This window comes from Halocatena halophila, assembly GCA_027563145.1.
Classification (GTDB): Archaea; Halobacteriota; Halobacteria; order Halobacteriales; family Haloarculaceae; genus Halocatena; species Halocatena halophila.
Map to the genome: position 1 here is coordinate 645,694 of CP071307.1, position 18,262 is coordinate 663,955.

The 18,262-nt window shown below is 56.5% G+C and carries 16 protein-coding genes; 4 read left to right on the forward strand and 12 right to left on the reverse strand.

The features are described from left to right. Nucleotides 1–2: 2 nt before the first annotated feature. Together JXQ78_RS16970 and JXQ78_RS16975 are read left to right on the forward strand one after the other, a co-directional pair. Nucleotides 3–1,802, forward strand: coding sequence for a discoidin domain-containing protein (locus JXQ78_RS16970; RefSeq protein ID WP_330633026.1), 1,800 nt, complete (start codon nucleotides 3–5; stop codon nucleotides 1,800–1,802). Between the two features lie 72 nt (nucleotides 1,803–1,874). Continuing rightward, nucleotides 1,875–2,810, forward strand: coding sequence for an NAD-dependent epimerase/dehydratase family protein (locus JXQ78_RS16975; protein ID WP_330633027.1), 936 nt, complete (start codon nucleotides 1,875–1,877; stop codon nucleotides 2,808–2,810). Nucleotides 2,811–3,083: 273 nt separating this feature from the next. Here JXQ78_RS16975 and JXQ78_RS16980 read toward each other — a convergent pair whose 3' ends face one another. The 7 genes from JXQ78_RS16980 to JXQ78_RS17010 form a co-directional block, all read right to left on the reverse strand. Further along, the gene (locus JXQ78_RS16980) at nucleotides 3,084–3,422 is read right to left on the reverse strand and encodes a hypothetical protein (protein ID WP_330633028.1); all 339 of its coding nucleotides are present in this window, start codon (nucleotides 3,420–3,422) and stop codon (nucleotides 3,084–3,086) included. Beyond that, nucleotides 3,419–5,185, reverse strand: coding sequence for a penicillin acylase family protein (locus JXQ78_RS16985; protein WP_330633029.1), 1,767 nt, complete (start codon nucleotides 5,183–5,185; stop codon nucleotides 3,419–3,421). The genes JXQ78_RS16980 and JXQ78_RS16985 overlap by 4 nt, the downstream gene beginning before the upstream one ends. Beyond that, nucleotides 5,136–5,822 carry a penicillin acylase family protein gene (locus JXQ78_RS16990; protein WP_330633030.1) on the reverse strand — a complete coding sequence of 229 codons (687 nt, stop codon included), beginning with the start codon at nucleotides 5,820–5,822 and terminating at the stop codon, nucleotides 5,136–5,138. The genes JXQ78_RS16985 and JXQ78_RS16990 overlap by 50 nt, the downstream gene beginning before the upstream one ends. A gap of 102 nt (nucleotides 5,823–5,924) precedes the next feature. Next, a complete protein-coding gene (locus JXQ78_RS16995) occupies nucleotides 5,925–7,292 on the reverse strand; it encodes an APC family permease (protein ID WP_330633031.1) in 1,368 nt (455 codons plus the stop codon). Between the two features lie 2 nt (nucleotides 7,293–7,294). After that, the gene (locus JXQ78_RS17000; RefSeq protein WP_330633032.1) at nucleotides 7,295–8,533 is read right to left on the reverse strand and encodes an alkyl sulfatase dimerization domain-containing protein; all 1,239 of its coding nucleotides are present in this window, start codon (nucleotides 8,531–8,533) and stop codon (nucleotides 7,295–7,297) included. Between the two features lie 55 nt (nucleotides 8,534–8,588). After that, complete coding sequence (locus tag JXQ78_RS17005) at nucleotides 8,589–9,287, reverse strand: helix-turn-helix domain-containing protein (RefSeq protein WP_330633033.1); 699 nt, start codon at nucleotides 9,285–9,287, stop codon at nucleotides 8,589–8,591. Nucleotides 9,288–9,343: 56 nt separating this feature from the next. Next, on the reverse strand, nucleotides 9,344–10,552 hold the full coding sequence (locus JXQ78_RS17010; protein WP_330633034.1) for a YncE family protein: 1,209 nt from the start codon (nucleotides 10,550–10,552) through the stop codon (nucleotides 9,344–9,346). A 180-nt stretch (nucleotides 10,553–10,732) separates the two neighbouring features. Between JXQ78_RS17010 and JXQ78_RS17015 the strand changes: the two genes are divergently transcribed. Continuing rightward, nucleotides 10,733–10,966, forward strand: a complete 234-nt coding sequence (locus JXQ78_RS17015; RefSeq protein WP_330633035.1) for a hypothetical protein — start codon at nucleotides 10,733–10,735, stop codon at nucleotides 10,964–10,966. Here JXQ78_RS17015 and JXQ78_RS17020 read toward each other — a convergent pair. The 5 genes from JXQ78_RS17020 to JXQ78_RS17040 all read right to left on the reverse strand — a co-directional run bounded on the left by JXQ78_RS17020 (nucleotide 10,958) and on the right by JXQ78_RS17040 (nucleotide 17,171). Beyond that, nucleotides 10,958–12,121 (reverse strand): ABC transporter ATP-binding protein, encoded by a 1,164-nt coding sequence (locus JXQ78_RS17020; protein ID WP_330633036.1) that lies wholly within the window; start codon nucleotides 12,119–12,121, stop codon nucleotides 10,958–10,960. The genes JXQ78_RS17015 and JXQ78_RS17020 overlap by 9 nt on opposite strands. Next, nucleotides 12,105–13,166: an ABC transporter ATP-binding protein gene (locus JXQ78_RS17025; protein WP_330633037.1), complete on the reverse strand. Its 1,062-nt coding sequence runs from the start codon at nucleotides 13,164–13,166 to the stop codon at nucleotides 12,105–12,107. Before JXQ78_RS17025 ends, JXQ78_RS17020 begins: the two co-directional genes overlap by 17 nt. A gap of 208 nt (nucleotides 13,167–13,374) precedes the next feature. After that, nucleotides 13,375–14,355, reverse strand: a complete 981-nt coding sequence (locus JXQ78_RS17030; RefSeq protein ID WP_330633038.1) for an ABC transporter permease — start codon at nucleotides 14,353–14,355, stop codon at nucleotides 13,375–13,377. Further along, nucleotides 14,342–15,355, reverse strand: coding sequence for an ABC transporter permease (locus JXQ78_RS17035; protein ID WP_330633039.1), 1,014 nt, complete (start codon nucleotides 15,353–15,355; stop codon nucleotides 14,342–14,344). The genes JXQ78_RS17030 and JXQ78_RS17035 overlap by 14 nt, the downstream gene beginning before the upstream one ends. A 22-nt stretch (nucleotides 15,356–15,377) precedes the next feature. Beyond that, entirely contained in the window at nucleotides 15,378–17,171 is a 1,794-nt protein-coding gene (locus JXQ78_RS17040; protein ID WP_330633040.1) for an ABC transporter substrate-binding protein, read from the reverse strand. Nucleotides 17,172–17,362: 191 nt separating this feature from the next. On the opposite strand from JXQ78_RS17040, the gene JXQ78_RS17045 reads away from it, so the two are divergent. Further along, entirely contained in the window at nucleotides 17,363–18,250 is an 888-nt protein-coding gene (locus JXQ78_RS17045) for an SMP-30/gluconolactonase/LRE family protein (protein WP_330633041.1), read from the forward strand. Nucleotides 18,251–18,262: the final 12 nt, after the last annotated feature.

Below are 18,262 nucleotides of genomic sequence, written 5' to 3' on the forward strand. Positions count from 1 at the left end.
GTTTGCCACCAACGCTCGATGATCCCCAATGGGGCGAAAGCACGCCGCTCTCGGATCCAAACTTTGCGAGTGGCTCGCTGGAATCGTGGTCGGTGTCGGGTGCGGACGCTATCGCTGCAGTCCAACAAAACGACCGCGGACAGTACGAACTGGTGGTCGAATCTGGGGACTCTGTCACCGTTTCTCAGCGGCTCGCTTCGCTCGATCCGGGAACGTACGCCGCGTCGGTCTGGGTGCAGATCGGTGGAGAAGATGGCGCTGGGAGTCGGCCAGCAACGCTTCGAGTCGACGGCGATGGCGTGCAAGCTACCGATCGGACCGTAACCGATCCACTGCCGGTGAACTACGTGCAGGCCAACCAGAAGGCTGACCGTCGGTTCCAGCGCCTGCGTGTCCTGTTTGACGTTACAGAGCGCACACAGCCGACAGTCTCTCTCCAGACGAGTGCTGGGTCAGTTCGCGTCCAGTACGATGATGTACGGATCGTTCCAACCGAACGGTCCCCCTCGAGCAATCACGATTATTTCCAGGACTTCGAGCACGTTGATGAGGGCTACGCGCCGTTTATCGCTGGACCAGCGGGAGGGACCAGCGACAAACGAATGCACCTCTCCGAGACGAATCGGCCGTGGACCAACGACACGATCAACGGCGACTGGTCGTTTAAGATTGCAGATAAGCGCGATGGTCTCGAGGCCAGAACGTCACCCGGACTGTTGGCGTTCGATGCCAACCGTCGCTACCGTGTGGGGTTCGAGTATAAAGCTGCCAGCGATGGCTATCGAGTACTCGCCGGAAACGATTATACAACGGTTGTGTCACAGACATTGTCCGTCTCAGCTGAGCGGTCAGTCAGCCAACGTCCGTATCCCGATTATGAAACCCAATCGTTCGAAATGGAGTTCGAGACAGGAGTATGTGGTGGCTTCTTCGTTGGCTTTGAATCGGTTGATAGTGGCCATGGAATGCTCGTGATCGATGACTTCTACGTCGATGATCTCGGTCCGGTCGATGATCCGGCTCCTGCGTGTACTGGTCTCGAGGTCGCTTCCGAGAACACGCCACTGTGGCCCAAACACGACAGTCAGCTCACCACAACGTTCACCAACAGGGAGTCCGAGCCGCTTACAAACGTTGCAGTCGCTCTCGAGACCCCTGAGGGCTGGTCGGCGACGGCGACTGATGGCCCAACGCTCGGAACGGTTGGTGCCGGCGAGTCGGTCTTGACGACGTGGACTGTTATGCCAGTGGCGGACCACGCTGACAGCACGCAGTCGGTCACTGGGGTTGCCACCTACGAACTCGACGGTGAGCGCGGCGACCTAGCAACGACGACGGAGCTCACAATTGCTCGCGCGGATATGATTCCGCAGTGGCGGCTGTCGATTCACGACTATGACAGTGCCGATGACGCGACGAACGGGTCGGCGTCGAACGCCATCGACGGCGACAGCGGAACGCTCTGGCACACCGCCTGGTCGCAGGTTGAGCCGGACGATCCGTATCCACACCACATCGCGCTCGATCTCGGTGGAAGCCACCAGGTCGACGGTCTGGTGTATCATCCACGCCCGACGGGAACGACCAACGGTCTGATCGACGAGTATGCGGTGTATGTGAGCACTGATGGGCAGTCCTGGGGCGAGCCCGTTGCAAGCGGGAGCTTCGACGATAGTCGCGATAAACAGCTTATCGAGTGGGGCTCAACGACGGGCAGCTACGTCAAACTAGTTGCAGAAAGCGCCAAAAACGGTGGCCCCTGGGCCGCTGTCGGTGAATTGAACGTGACGGTGAGCGAGTAATCGTCACGTGACAGTTGCGGATTGGGTACAACGGACGGGAACGTTGATGTGTGGACTCACAATAGGGTGTGTATGTCAATTCAAACCGTGGCGGTTACTGGCGGGAACGGCAAGATCGGAAGTGCCATCATCGACGCCTGTAACGACGCTGGCTATCGGACAGTGAATCTCAACCGGGGCAAGCAAAAGACCCGAGTCACCGACGGTGTGATCGATAGAGCCGATCGGTACGTGCAGTCTGACGTGCTTGATCCCGGCAGTGTGTATGCAGCGCTCGCCGAAACGAACGCCGATGCAGTCGTGCACATGGCGTCGATTCCGAACCCGCTCTCGAACGTCTCACACGAAACGTATGAGAGCAACGTAATGGGGTCGTACAACGTGTTATCGGCGGCCATCGAGCTCGCGCTCGAATCGGTGGTGCTTCCCTCTAGCGTCAACGTGATGGGGGGAACGTTCCAGAACGAACCGATGGAGGTTGCCACACTACCGGTTGATGAGACTCATCCCGTGACGCCACGTGATCCGTACGGGACGGCCAAACACGCGATCGAAGTCACTGCGGATGCGTTCGGCCGGCGCGCAGATTCTGAGACGTCGATCGCCTCGCTACGGTTACCGTGGGTCGCGGGTCGAGATGAACTCCTTGAGACGTTCGATGGCGTCGATCGGTCGCTCGATGCGGTTACTGACGACGACGCGCTGTTTGGCCGCGACGATCTCTTCGCGTATATAGAGCGAACTGACGCCGCCCGGCTCGCACTGGCAGCTATTGGTGCACCGTTCGACGATCACGAACGGTTCTGGGGCGTTGCAGACACTACGTCCGTTGCTGTTGAGACCCCGGCGCTCGTTGAAGCGTGCTATCCCAACACCACTGTTGAACGATCGTTCAGTGGCCACAGTGCGCTCGTTTCGACGGCGAAGGCTGCACAGTTGCTCGGATGGGAGCCCACCCATCGGCTTTCGTTCAAGGATCCGTCGTCGCCGGTTGTCGTCTCGGATTGATCGTCTGGTAGATGAACTACGGACCCTCAGGAAATAATGGTGTCGAAACGATACCTTTTCATTTTCTCTAATATATCATATAGGAATAGATGATATTCATATATTTAATAAGTTATTTAATGGTGTTCTTGATCTGCTCAGAGAAGAGCCATACATCGCAGGGATTGCACTTTCTCTATACTATTGAATGGATAATGATCCACAAATATAAATTAATTTGCATAGAATTATTCGGCACGTATCATACTCAGATAATAAGCCGTACGATGGCATTCACCGAACGGCGCGCACGAACGACCCGAACACCGCTGCGAGGATCACCCCACCGACGGCAACGACCGCTATCTTCGACATCGCACGGAAGGTATCGAGATCGCCTGTCATCGCGAGCGAGACGAGAAATACACCAACAAAGAGCACGCCAAAGCCAATTCCTGCAGCGATTCCGCGACCGACGGTTCGTTGGACCAGCGCAACGAGTGCTGCCCCGACGAACACGCCGAACCAGTGTATCCACCCGAGACCAATACCGACCACGACCGCCACCGCGGTTGCGAGCCAGCGCTGTCGCGTCGTCGATCGCAGCTCCTCCAGAGTATTGGGGACGCTCATTGTTCGTCCTCCGTGAACGTCACCGTCGTTTCATCGGGCATCTTGAGTCCAATGTCCGTGTACTCCACGTCGGCCCAGCGTTTGAGTTGATCGTGGTAGTGATCAGACATCGGATTGCCGTTGTTGCCACCTGGGAAGGTCCCCTCCGATGGCCCGTCGGATTTGTCCATCGGACAGATCTGTCGCCAGCTGCTTCCTATGGCAGTATCGCGACGGAAGTTGTTGAGCGATCCTTCCGCGCCGTCGGTTGGTATGGGTGGATACGCCAGCCAGTCCTGCTCCAGTTTGTGTTTGAAATCCGCTGTGTTGAAATCGCCGTACGTTTCCCAGCCCTCCTCTTCGAGTTCCGCGGCCGTTCGCTCGAGTGCTTTTTGAATAGCCACTGGCCTGCCCTCCGGGAACCAGTCCGAGTCAGGATTGAGTGTCACCGTCACCCACTGATCGCCGTAGTACTCCTCAGGATCGCGCCGATCGTCGAGCGCCTCCTCAAGCCGGGGTTTGAACACCACGTCGCGATAGTGTGGAATGAACCGCGAGAAGATCAACGCCGCTCTGGAATCTCGATCCATGTGGTAGTCCCAGTCCGACAGCGCTTCGAGCAGTTCAGCCGCCTTTCCATCGATTTCGTTGCTTGCCGCGAGCATCTTCGGGACGAATATGGCCGCCCGTTCGTCGTGGGTGTCTCGCTGGAGCGATTTCATGAACTCCCGATCGATCGGCTCGCCGGATGTGACGCGCTCGTCGAGACGCTCGTTGAGACGAATTCCTCGAAACGGTGTCGCATACGATGCGGACAGATAGTGGGGGAACGATTCGTCCTCAACGATGCGTTGGTTGGCGGTGCCAAGATACTCGGGATTGATCTCGTGGGGCATCTCCTCAAACGGGATGACACCCCCGTTTTCATCCCACGTCGAGGTTCCATACGGCTTGAACCCGGGCCACTCACCCGCTTTATCCGAGCCGTTGAAGACGCGATTCGCCGCGACTGGTTCGCCATCCGTCTTTCTGATCGGCACTTTACCAACCACCTGATACAGGGTCTCACCGTCACGATTTGCGTACACGAAGTTCAACGACGGCAGATCGAACATCGAGAGCCCCTCGCGAGCCTCCGTGAGACTCTCGCTGCGGAGTAAATTCAGCAGGCCCTCCCCGGTTCGGGTTGCTGTCAGCCCTGTCCAGGCAACCGCGATCGGCTCCTGTAACTCGTCGCCGTCGGACTCGTGGTCAACCACCGGGCCGTGTACCGTCCGTTTTACAGTCACTTCCTGATCGTCACCGTCTGCGACTGGCACCGTTTTCGTCTCGGTGTCGAACGATCGGTACTCATCACCGTATCTGTATTTTCCGTCGTTCGTTTCGTAGCTGTAGAAGTCGATTCCGTCGGTGTATGCGACAGTCACACCCCAGGCACAATGCTCCGTTTCCCCAACGATCGGAAACGGAATGCCAGAGAGGGTGACCCCCCGAACGTGGGTTTTTGGCCCCTTCAGATGCATCTCGTACCACACCGGCGGTGCCAACAACGGAACATGGGGGTCGTTTGCCATCATCGGTGCGCCCGATCGTGTGTGCTGTTTTCCGATGACCCACGAGTTCGATCCGATACCCTGGGGTGATTCGAACGATGATAGCCACTCGGTCAGTCCCGGCGTGACTGCAGTGGGCCGTATGCGATCTGTTGTTCCGTTAGCATTCTCTGACTCGTTGTCATCCAGAATGGTGGCATCGTGGTCGTAGCGATGGGGGGTAGAGCTCATTTGCCACGTCCTCGCCCATCTCAGCTGCGATTGTTGCCTTGCGAAGCGTCCGGAAACTCCCAGTAAACGACCAGGCCGTCTGTTTTTCTGCCAGCATCGTCGCCACGGGGTTCCATGGCTCGGGTTCATAGCCGAGCAAATCGAACTCCGGAGGAAGCGGCCGATCGAGATGTCTATTGACGCCCTCGGCAAACGCCTCCATCAGCGTGGCCGACTCCGTCCCTTTCATCCGCTCCCAGGTCGCCTCAGCTGCAGCCTCGAAGTTCAGCTTCGTGTGGAACCGGTCCTGAGCAACGACCTGCTCGCCAATCACCGCTGCAAGCCGACCACTCATCTGACGACGGACCAGATCCATCATGAACAGCCGGTCGGCCCCCTGTGCGTATCCCGTGGCGAAAAACAACGCAGCCTCAGAATCGGCTTCGATGTGCGGGACACCGCTGTCGTCGTAGCTGATTGTGGCCTGTCCGTACGGGCTCGAGACCGAATCGGGAAGCGATCGATCGCGCGTGTCCCACAGCGATCCGCTGCCTGCAGCGAACCGATCGAGCAGATCACCACCACCGGCCCCCATTCCGACTGCACCGATTGCGGCCAGGCTCCCCAGCACTCGCCGCCGTGTTATCTCTTTATCCATGGCGTTTGGTTTCATTGTTCATTATACAGTCTTTCGATCTATTCTGTGCCACACTCGGATGGCTAGTTCCGTTCGGGTCCCGCGCATTGAAACCGTGATATGTTACTCATATTCGGCCAGCGTACTCATCACAGCATCGAGATCCACATCTCGCCGGCGGAGCTGTCGTTTTCCGAGGGTGAAATATACAAGTCCAATTACACTATAACAAATAAGCATTCCTACGATCGCTGGTGTCTGACTCGCCGTGATCAGGATGAACACGACTGCACTTACCAACGTTCCAAGCGCGAGCAGTTTGAGCGTCCTCGGAGTGAAGGTAACATCTGCGTTTTCCCAGCGTTCTTCGAAGACAGCAGGGAGCTTCCAGAGGGCAACTGCCTTGAGACTCATGGCAAACAACACTGCTACGGCAAGAAACACCGAAAGGACCACCGACGGATTCTCGAGTCCACGCAGGACTACTGGTGCGAGAAAGAGCGGTGGTACGCCAAGCACGAGTAGCGACACGTGTGGCGTCTCGAACCGTGGATGGACGGTGGCTACCGACCGTGGAATCACCTCGTCGCGCGCGGCCCGCATGAGTGTCCGTGAAAAGCCGGTGTACGTCGTGCTGATCGAGGTGAGTCCGCCGACGACAGCACCGATCGCGAGAAACGCTGCCAGTGGTTCGGGCAGGAACGTCCGGCCGGCTTCGACGATAGCACCCTCCACACTAACGAGTTCCGAGTGATGAACCACGCCAACGAGGACGGCTACCATCGTGGCGAACAGTGTCAGTGTGATGGCGGCTGCAAACCCGAGCACCGTCGGAATCGATGTGGTTGGATCTTCGAGCTCTTCTCCGAGCGCAACGATCATCGAAAAGCCGCGCAACGGGAAATACAGCGAGACCACGGAAAGCCCGAACTCGCCGACGCCGTGGGGAAACAGTGGCGTGTAGTTCCCTGGATCGATTGCGAGCGCACCCGGCACGATGAACACTGCCATGCTCACGAGGAGGATGGCCACGAGCACCATCTGGACGCGCGCCACCGGATTGATTCCGACGATGTTCAACACCAGAAATGGTATCAACACCGTGTAGATCAACGCCAGCGTGGGAACATCGACAAAGAGTCCAACGTAGTTCGAAAACCCCACGCCAATGAACAACAACCCGGCCCACACGCCGGGTACGATGATCCACGGAACGAGAAACCCGGCCGATGGACTGACGATCCGTGAAGCGTACACGTAGTTGCCTCCTGCAACCGGAATTGCACTGCCGAGCTGATAATCCATCGCGATTCCAAACCCCAGGGGAACCATTGCCAGAAGAATGGCAAATATGACGCTCGGACCGGCACTGCCAGCAAGTGGTCCAGGGAGGGTGAAGATGCTGATTCCGATGACGTTGCCGACGAGCAGTGCGGTCGCGCCGGCCACCGAGAGGCTGCCGGTCGCTAGCTGTTGGCTGCTGGCTGCCATCGTCAGCGAAACCTCCGTCCCTCACTGGCATACGCCCCGGCCGACGCGTAGATGTTTTTCGACATCAGATCGTCTGCCCGCTCGGCACGGCGCTCGTAAACATCCACAACGACGGTTCGAACCTGCTCGTTGTTTGGGGTAGCCTCGAGCGCGAAGTCTGCGAGATGGCAGGCTCGCCGGAGTTCATCCTCGGCTGTGAGCGTTTCAACCCGATCGAGCACCCTGTCGACTCCGCCTGCGAGTCTGACGATTTCGGCTGCAAGGTCGCCTCGTGGTGCTGGCTTGAGCTCACTTGGGCGCCCCGACCACCAGCCGCCGTAGCGCCGAATCACGTTTCGAACGATGAATTCTCCCGTGTCGTACACCTCCTGGAGCCAGGGCTCGTCTGGCTCTGGAAGCTCGATTTCAGTAACGATATCGACGTGTGGCGGAGCGCCATCGTTGAGCAGTTCGATCGTCCGGTCGACGATGGTATCGAGATACTCTGCGCCTGTTCGTAGCTGCGTTGCGATCGCGTCGGGATCGTCGACGATGGGTTCACCGTGGCCCGGACAGAGCGTGCCTGGCTCTACGGCCAAGATTTTGCGGAGTTCCTCGGCCCATTCGGTGGGATATCGCTGGACCTTCTGGGGATTACCAGCATTCGGTGCAACGGTAATGACGAAATCACCCGAACAGACCACATCCCGTTCTGGACAGTAGAGCCAGGTGTGATCGTCGGTTTCGCCGCGGCCGTGCTGGAGTTCGAACGTGAGTTCGCCCACCTCGACTGTCAAAGCGTCCTCGTAGGTCGTTGTTGGTGGCTGCGCTGGCCAGCCAAATCCTGGTTGCTGACCATCATCCTCGGCCGTCCCACCAAACTGTCGGCTGTTAATCGAATCGTTGTGCCCGGCTGTCAGCTCGTATCGGTCGAACCGATCTTCGATTGCCTCGTGTCCAATCACTGTCGGTGGCTCCTGGTCGTCTTTGAGATACGCCTCGAGTCCGAAGGCATGGTCCATGTGGCCGTGCGTGTAGATTGCCGTGTGGATCGGCGCATCGGTCTTTTCGCGCAGCATGCGTGCGATTTCGCCGGCCACTGCACGAAGCCCAGTATCGACGAGCACGAGACCGGCCTCGGTTTCGAAGGCCGTTACACCGCTGAACGCCGTACAGTGATGGACGCCATCTGCAACCGTCGTGCAGTCGATTGATTCGATGAATGCATCGAGTGCGAACGCGTCCATGCTTGCGTGTGACATGCTTCCACGTTCGTGATTCGAATGGAAATCCTGCTTCCTTCACATAGAAACCAATTTAAGTACGATTCCGTGATTCGTCCTCGACAGTCGGGTGTTCGAACCTATCCTGAACGATCTCGTTGATGAGCGCGTTTTCGATCCGTCGGAGGATGTCCCCGACGTTCGCTTTGGTGCACCCGAGCTGTGTGGCGATGTCATCGTAGGTCGCCTGCCGTGGCTGTTCGTAGTAGCCCTGTTTGTGTGCCATCCGCAACACTTCCCGCTGGCGTTCGCTGAGAGTTGCCACGGTTTCGAGCTGTCCTGGTGCGTACTGGCCGACGCGCTTGATCGTCGTTGCAACGTGTTCTGGTGTCTCTGCGAGTGCTCGCTGGATGTCTTCCTCTCGCCCGATGAGCGAAAGCTCGACGCCCCCGTCATCGTGAAACGTGATCGGACCATCGACCAGCAGTCCGTACGTGGCTGGTGATTTCAACATTCCCGCGACAACCGGTGTCGGTTCGAAATGAATGTAGGCAATGATGTTATCACGTTTCTGTGTTACGCGAAAGTCCGTGGCCGTCTGTGACTTCTCGAGAATTGATCGCACTGTTTCTGGAGCTCCCTCGAGTTCGTAAAGCACCACCGCCGTTCCGTCCGTGAGAATCTGCGACGAGTGGAGCGCAATCGGTGTGACATCGTTGCGTTCGGAGAACGTAGCCCCCAGTGACTGGAACCAGCCGTCCGAATGTTTATGAACGATCGTGGCAAATCTCATACTGGATACACGTGTGAGCGCACCTTGGCGCTTGTGATGGTACTCCAAGCTGGCTGTTAGAGCAGTCGGTCAGGTATGGTCCCGGTTTCGATAACGTGGGGCTCACTCCCTGTTGGAATTCGGTTGACGATCTCTTGACTCGCATAGTTGATCACTACAATTTCGTTATCGCCTCTGACGGGAACGAATGCAAATCGACCGTCGTCCGACGTTTCCACCCAGTACGGGTGTGCTCCGACATCAATTCGCTTGACAACGCTGAGGTCCTCTCGGTTGAGAATTGCCACATACCAGCCAGTCGTTGCCGCAACACAGAGATATTTGCCGTCGCCGGACACGCCGATTCCGTGGTGGGCCGCCTGCATGGGGTATTCTGCGGGATCAGCAGGGACGTGCTCGGTTTTTGGCAACGATTTCGTTCGGATGATCTCACCGCGCGCGATGTCCACCTCGTGGAATCCGTGGAAGTACGACTCCTGGCAGTAACAGTATCGCCCATCTGGAGAAAAAGAAAATGGTCTGATACCTTCATCCAGCGAGACCGTCTGGAGCGGACGCAGTGTGGTGGGGTCGATAAAGGACAGGCGGTGAACGAATGGATCACCGAATGTAGTGTCTGGGAAGATCATGTTGCCCAGACTGCCGTTGACCAGGATTGGGCGGTTGTCAAAGGCTGGGAGCCGTCGGAACTGCACGCCGTGTGGCAGGTTTGGCGCGTAAGCTGCATCAATGATGGCACCAGTTTCTGCGTCGATCACGTCGATCTGGTCGGCAAGGATGTCGGCCGTGTAAATGTATGTTCCGTCAGGGCTGATCGTCTGGTGGTCCGCTCGAAAGCCTGTGAGCGAACGCTCCCATCGTTTTTCCTGGGTTTCGAGATCGATTGCGACCACATCTCCCACGTGTCCACGGGCGATGTACACCGTCCTCCCATCGGGTGAAAGATTGGCGTGTTCCAGATAGTTTTCCCTGGTGAATGCGTTTATCACCGCTCCAATCGTGTGCTCAATCGCGTCCCGAAGGAGATCTTCTTTGGTACCGACCGGATACGCATCAATCGTTAGCAACGGCTCGTAACTGGTTGCATCGGCGATCGTCACCGTTCCGTCCGTCGCATTGCCGCTGAGGAGTACCCGACGACTGACGGTGTCGGCACTAGAACGGCCGAATACGGCAAGCCCTGCCAGCCCTGCAGTCGTTCGTAACACGGTTCGCCGTCGCCACCCGCCATCGCGCTTTCGTTGGTGTGTCGGTGTGATTGTCATGTGTATGAGTCTTGCTATCGTTTCACTATCCTAGGTAGTGGCCATTCGCTTGAACGTTGTCACGGCAGTACACGTCTTTTTACATCAAAAAGAATTAGAATCCAATGCTCACTATCATGTCGATGTGAGGTTCGTGCTGATAATGGCAATACTCAACTGTCAGTCCACACAACGGAACATATGAGGTCGCAGACTGGGTCGTTCACCCAACAACTCATTCAGATGAAACACGTCTGGACATTTATTTTTCAATCAACCCTGTTTATTCTCCTGTTGTTGTTCGGTCTACTCGTGGTTCTCTCTCCCCCATCGCCGAGCTACTACATCACCGTAATCACACTTGCTATCGGTGGGATGCTCTGTCTCTGTTCTGGAGGGCTCGTCTATCTCTCATACGCATACGAATCAGCGTGAGCCGCAGTCATTTGCTGGAGGTTGCGGGTCTTGCGTTATTGAGGTGGTCTCGTTCTCTGCGATCGACGGACTGTCCCAGTACTCGTGGGCGTCTCCAAACGACCGATAGCAGCTCACGCGGTGCGTTTCGCTCGTTGATTGCAACGCTGGTTTGTGATTCGTACAGTGTTCAGTCGCTTTCGGACAACGAGTGTGGAACTGACAGCCACTCGGTGGATTGACTGGATCCGGAATGTCGATCGTTCGGATTGGGGGATCGCCGATCTTCTCGCTGGAATCTAGCTGGGGGGTCGCCCAGCTCAACACTTTCGTGTATGGATGCTGTGGATTGTGTAGTATCTCATCAGGTGTACCAATCTCTACGATTTCTCCTAGATACATGACACCGATTCTCCCCCCGGTTTTCTCGGTCAAATATCTGGCATTGGATATATTATGCGAGATAAACAAAAACGAGGTGTTGAACTGTTCTTGAAGCTCAAGTAAGAGATCCATCGTATCCACCCGTAGCGAAACGTCGAGTGCACTCACTGGCTCGTCGGCAAGAATTAGATCCGGGTTCATCAACAATGCCCGGATGAGCGCAACACGCTGTTGTTCTCCACCCGAAAGCTGGTGTGGATACCGTCCGGCATAGTCCGACGGTGGACTCATTCGAACGCGCTCTAGCATGCCATGAATCCGTGCCTCACGGTCGTTGGGGCTGAGACTCGGTTCGCAGGTTTTTATTGGGACAGAGAGAATGTCTCGCACCGTCTTGTTCGGGTTGAGCGCGCCACCGGGATCCTGGTGAATGATCTGTAACGATCGACGGATCTCCGAAAATGAGAGCGGCCCGGTTCCGTTGTCATTTGTAGCCCAGATGTCTTGCCCACGGTAGTTGACGCTGCCACCGGTCGGTCGCTGGAGGCCGATTGCGGCTTTTCCAAGCGTCGTTTTGCCACACCCGCTCTCGCCGACCAGAGCAACGACATCGTTCGAACCAATCTCGAGAGATACCCCATCGACTGCCTTGACGACCTGGCTTTCCGAAAACAGATTCAGAAGGCCGGCATTGCTCTCGAAGTGCACTTCAACATCCTTGAGCGAAATGAGGGGCGCATCGTCTTTCGGCGCTGGTTCTTCAGGGTTCGTTGAGTTACTGAACAGTGACATCGGTAATGCTGAGTGGAATCTCCTCATCAACGTGCTCTACGTAGTGACACGCCGACTCGTGGGCGTTGCCCGCATCAATCATCGGCGGATCCTCAGTGCGACACCGTTCGTCTGCGAGCTGACACCGTGGGCTGTACGAACAGCCCGTCGGAACGTTCACCGGATCGGGTGCCTCCCCAGGAATCGGCTGCATTTTCTCGATTGGCGTTTCGAGGTTGGGTGTGGAGTTGACGAGCGACCTGGTGTACGGATGGCTCGAATCCAACAGCACATGGTCTGCCGGGCCTGCCTCGATAATCTCAAAGGCGTACATCACGGCCAGCCGGTCGGCCAGATCCGCAACGAGTTCGATGTCGTGGGTGATGAACACCAGCGTGAGATCGTATTCGTCCTGGATCGCATCGAGCAACGCGATGATCGAGCGCTGCATCAACAGATCGAGTGCGGCCGTTGGTTCATCCATTACTAGCACGTCGGGCTTGAGAATCAACGAGAGCGCAATCAGTGCCCGTTGTTTCATTCCACCGGACAGCTCGTGGGGATAGCTCTCGAGCACCCGTTCTGGATCGAGATACAACTCGGAGAGCAGTCGGTTTGCACGGTCCATTCCCGCCCCAACATCGAAGTCGTGGTAGGAAAGCGTCTCGTTGAAGTGTCCACGAATCGACATCGTCGGATTCCACGAGCTGTGAGAGCCCTGAAACACCATGGCGATCGACTCCCACCGCAGTGTTCGAAGCTCCGATGGCGAGAGATCGAGCACTGACACCGTCTCTCCGTCACCGGTGTGATACACTACCTCGCCCGTGAGCTCTCCTGGCGCTTCGATCGCATCAAGCATCGCCGAGGCAAACATCGATTTGCCGCTCCCCGATTCGCCAACGACACCGAGAATTTCACCATCATACACCTCCATCGAAACCGAATCGAGCACTCGCGATTCACCGCGGTCCATTGAAAACGACACCGACGTATCGCGGAGCTCGAGCTTTACGGGAGTGTCATTCGATTCGTTCGGTGTCCGGTATGGTTCTGTGTTAGCCATCAGTTCGCCTCCGGCAGGTCTCTATGGTGTTCGCACTGTCCCGTTCCAAGTCGGCTCCACAGACGGGTCGTTCGACCGCGCTATAACAACGCATCATTGCATAGGGTGTGTTCATCATACTTTAATGTTCGTCACTATCTTTTTATCAGCCACTTATTTCTTGTAGCCATGGTGAACTGTGCACCAATCGTGTGAGCACAATTGTTGTTCAATCGGCCGGCATGCCGGTCGTTTCTTCGCTGGTCGATTCGTGTTTCGCCCGGAGTCTGACGTTGAACAGCCTGTCTGCTGCCTGTGAGAGGATAAATAGCCCATATGAGAGCACTACGATCGTTGCCACCGGGACGATGATCCAGTATCGAAGACTACTGGTGTACAACGCCCCGTTTGAGTAGGCCGTATTGAGTATCACACCCCAGTGTGATCCTACCCTCGGAAGAATCCCGAGAAAATACAGCGCAACCGAGCTAAAGATCACGCGTCGGCCAGCAAGGACGAAGTTGATGAATACGTATGGGAGGATGTTCGGCAAGATATCGTCTTTCAGTATCGTTCGGATCGGAACACCCATCGTTCTAGAGACTTCCACGTAGTACTCACCTCGAATCGTCAGCACCTGCGACCGGATTGATCGTGCGAGCCCGGCCCAGGTGTTTATCGTGACGAGGATGCCGATGAGATAGACGTTTTTTGGTTCGAACATCGTCGCGAGGACGATCACCAGTGGTAGCCCTGGAATCGTGATGAAGACGTCCATCACGGTCGAAAGGATGGTATCGACGCGTCCTCCTTTATATCCCGAGAGCATGCCGACGGTCGTCGCCATCACGGTCGTGAACACCGCACCGGCGAGAATCATCTTCAAGATCGTTGGCGTTCCGTGGACGATCAGGCTCACCAGACTCCGTCCCATGTGGTCTGCACCCAGAATATACTCCATGCTCTGGAACCACACCGCCTCTCGCGGTGCCTGATTCTGGACCGGTTCTGGAATCAGCCAGACACCGACAGTGCCCGCAAGGATGTACGCAAAGACGATGAGCGCGCCCACGATGCCACGCCAGTCGCTGAGCAGTACCCGCGCTGGGGCGAAAACGGACTGTTCGAGCCATCGGGCAATCCGCTCGCGGTCGTTGAGTTCAACGTCCGAGACTGTGGTAAACGGACTGGACCCTTCAGAACGACTCATTCGATTCACCTCCGGTCGAGATTCGTGGATCGATCAGGCCATAGGTCATATCGGCGATGAACACGCCAGTGACGACGGCGAGCGTGATAACCAGAAAACAGCCCATCATCAGTGGATAATCTCGCATGCTAATCGCCTCGAACATGTACTTCCCGATCCCCTGGTAGGTGAAGATTTGCTCTAGCACCACTGCTCCACCGAACATCGTTCCGAGTTTGATCATGAACTGTGTGTACATCGGCAGGATTGCGTTTCGGGCGACGTATCGGTACGTCAGCCGTCGTTCTGGAATGCCTCGCAGTCGGCCGACATGGAGGTAATCCTCGCCAAGAATCTGGATCGCGTTACCTCGCATCTGTAATGCTATGCCTCCAATTCCAGTGATCACGATGGAGATAACTGGCAACGTGGCGTGATAGAGCGCGCTGTATATGAACTCGACCGTGAACCCTGGCTCGATAAACGGGGCGACGCGACCCCGTTTTGGAAACCAGTTCAGCTCGAAGGCCATATACGAGAGCAACAACAGCGCAACGATGTAGTACGGCGTCGAGTTGAGGACGGCAAAGATGCTCGTGAGTCCGGTGTCGAGTCGTCCGGACTCTCGGTAGGCCATAAACGCGCCAATAACGATCGCTCCGACGAACATGATGGTCATCGACAGCACCATCAAAAACAGGGTCCACGGGAGCGCCTCGGCGATGATTGCGCTCACCGGCTCGTCGTTGGCGATCGAGATTCCAAGATCGCCCATCAGGATGTCCGTGATGTAGTTGAAATACTGTACGTGGAGTGGCGCATCCGGTGTGAATCCCAGTGCCTCCCGTGAGGTTTCGAGGACGAGCGTCCGGGTTGTCCCCGTTCCGGCGTTCGCCAGTGCTTGCGCACGGATGTAATCCATCGGTCCCCCTGGCATAAACCGAACCAACCCGAATGAGAGAGTCATCACTACGAACACCGTGATGACAAACTGCATCAGCCGCTTGTACAACCATTTCATGAATTGGTGTGATTGACGCTGATTATTTCTCCGTTGCGGTCAGCTTCCCGAGCTTTGGCAACGTGAGCGGCACCGCGTTGAAGAACGCTTCGTCTGTGGGATCAGGATAGTCCCAGTGGTCGCTGGTCAGATAATCCGTCACCACCCAGAAGTGTGGATTGATCGATGGCACGTCCTGATTGTACACCCAGGTGATCTCGCGGAGCAGCTGTTGGGTTTCCTTCTCGGACGTTGCCGTCACGAGCGAATCGATCTTCCCCTGTAGATTCACCGTCTGCAGGTCTCCGTCCGGGCTTCCGACGGGCATTGGCACCTCCCGTTCCATGGACATCCCGGTCGGCGGGAGCTTCCGTTTGTTGAAGTCGTCCTGTAAGATAGTGTAGTAGTGCATCTGTCCCGATCCGTGCATCGTAACGACCAGCTCGAAGTCGCCATTGTCGATGGCCTGTCCGTATGCAGCGGACGATTTTGTGACGAGTTCGGCGTTGATACCGAACTCGGACAACATCGCTGCAGCGCTCTCACCGACGTCGTCGTACGTTCCAGCGTTCGGGGCGACGATCGGTGCAGAAAGCTCTTCGCCGTCTGGTGTCAGCCACGTACCGTTCTCTCTGGTGAATCCTTCGCCTTTCAGCAGTGTCTCTGCCTTTTTCTGGTTTGGCTCGTAGATCTCGTAGTTTGCTTCGAGGAAGTCGCCACCCACCCACGACTCGACGAGTCCTGGTGGGAGCCCGGTGATCGTTCGTGGTGTCACCGACCAGTCGAGCGCATTCTCGGCCACTTTCTTTCGGTCGATCAGCCAGGCAAAGGCCTTTCGCACGTTCCGATTCGACCACGGCTCTTTTTCGAGATTAAACAGGATACAGCCGCCGCCGGCCGCAGGGAACGGGAACGTCTCGACGTGATCAGGGAACTCCTTTTGGACCTTCTTTGGAACCGGATACCGTTCGACAGCGTCGAGCTCGTCGCTTTTGAGCCCCTGTTGCATCCGCTCGACCTCTTCGACGTATGCGACTTCCACATCGTAGTTGATCGCGTCGCTCGCTGGGTGCCCGTCGTGAGCTACCAGCTTGTACTGCTGGCTCGCAACGTCGTCGATTTTGAACGGACCGTTGCCAATTGGCTCTTCGATCTTCGTGTTGATGAACTCCTCTTTGGCCGCTTTGCCGCCGTTTTCGAGCTTTTTGACGTGCTCTTTGTAGATGCTGGCTGGTGTCGTGAGCGGTCGGATGGCGAGCAATTGCACGAAAAGAATCGACTCGTTGACTGGCGTCGAAGCGAGCGAGAACTCGACGGTCTTCTCGTCCGCCGCAGAAACGCCGGAGAGAGCACTCCAGGTCGGCAGTTCGAGATGCTTTTCGATCGTAAACTGCGTCACAACATCTTTTGCCGTCACATCATCGCCGTTGTGCCATTTGTAGCCGTCTTTCAGTGTCACCGAGGCAGTTTCGCCGTCGATGGACCACTCTTTGGCCATCACCGGGTGCAGATCCGGATGATCGACCGTTTCAGACGGGTCAACCTTGCTGGTGTACGATGGTGCCTTCGCCAGTGGATCGAAGAGATGCTTTCGAACTACCCGGGAGTTTACCTTTTTCCCGTAGTAGTTGTTCCATTGGATCTTCTCCGGGTTGGCCTCGTCGTACATGGTGAGCGTGCCGTCGGCGAGTCCCCCCTCGCCCCCTCCGCCACCATCGTTGGTTACCCCAGCACAGCCGGCGAGTGCCAGCGTTGCACTGGTTCCCATCAACTGGATGGCTTGCCGACGAGAGATCCCCATACTGCCGTCTAGGTCACTGGTGCCATCGGTTGGCATAGATATTTGTTAGACCAGAAGTACATGTAGGTTGTGATATTATTCATCACTTTTTAACTAGAAATAATAGGAAAGTTACTACAATTATTTCATCGGGTAACTACTTTTTGCAGTTGGATATCTAGTTGTTCTATTTCTTTTTGTTGTGGAAAGCCAGTATATTTATCCTTCATCCACCCTCCCTACGTGATATGCCATGGGAGTTCAGACATGTTGCTGGCCCGTTTGAGTTCACTGAAGGACCAACGTGGGATGGAAATGGAATTTTGTTTACAGATATTCCAACGAGTAGAATCCTTCGGTACGTTCCCGACACCGGCAAAACAGAACGGTTCCGTACCGACACGAGAGAAGCCAATGGTCTCAAAATCGGCCCCGATGGGGCGCTGTATGCGTGTCAGGGACCGCCTGGAAAACGCATTGTTCGCTATGTGGACGGGACTGAAACCCCCGTGATCGAAACGTACGACGGAGCCCCGTTCAACAGTCCGAACGATCTGGGATTCGACGATACTGGTCGACTCTGGTTTACCGATCCCCGGTACGGCGAATACGATGCCCTTCCACAGGACTGTCAGGCTGTGTATCGCGCGGATCCCCGATCGAACGGTAGCTGGGAGATAGAACGTGTGGCTTCGGACACGACAAAGCCAAACGGCATCCTGGTCTCGCCTGCTGGCGACACGCTGTACGTCGCTCAGACCGACCCTGCACCGGACGCCCCGATGGAACTCCGTGCGTATCCCATCGAGAACGGCGGCCTCGGGGAGTATCGCGTGCTGTTCGATTTCGGCCCGCATCGCGGTATCGATGGCATGTGCCTCGACGCTGAGGGCAACGTAATAGCCACGGCGGGATCGGACGAGAGCGGTCCGGGACCAATGCTCTACGTGTTTGCCCCATCCGGCCGGGTACTAGAAACCCACCCGTTCCCGGGGTCGTTCCCCACAAACTGCACATTTGGCGGCCCTGACCACCGGACGCTGTTCGTGACGGGTGATGGCTCATTGTACGCAGCACCGACCGACCGACAGGGCTATCGCAGTGATCCGCCGAACCCACGAACGAGCCGAGATTAGCAGCCCAACACA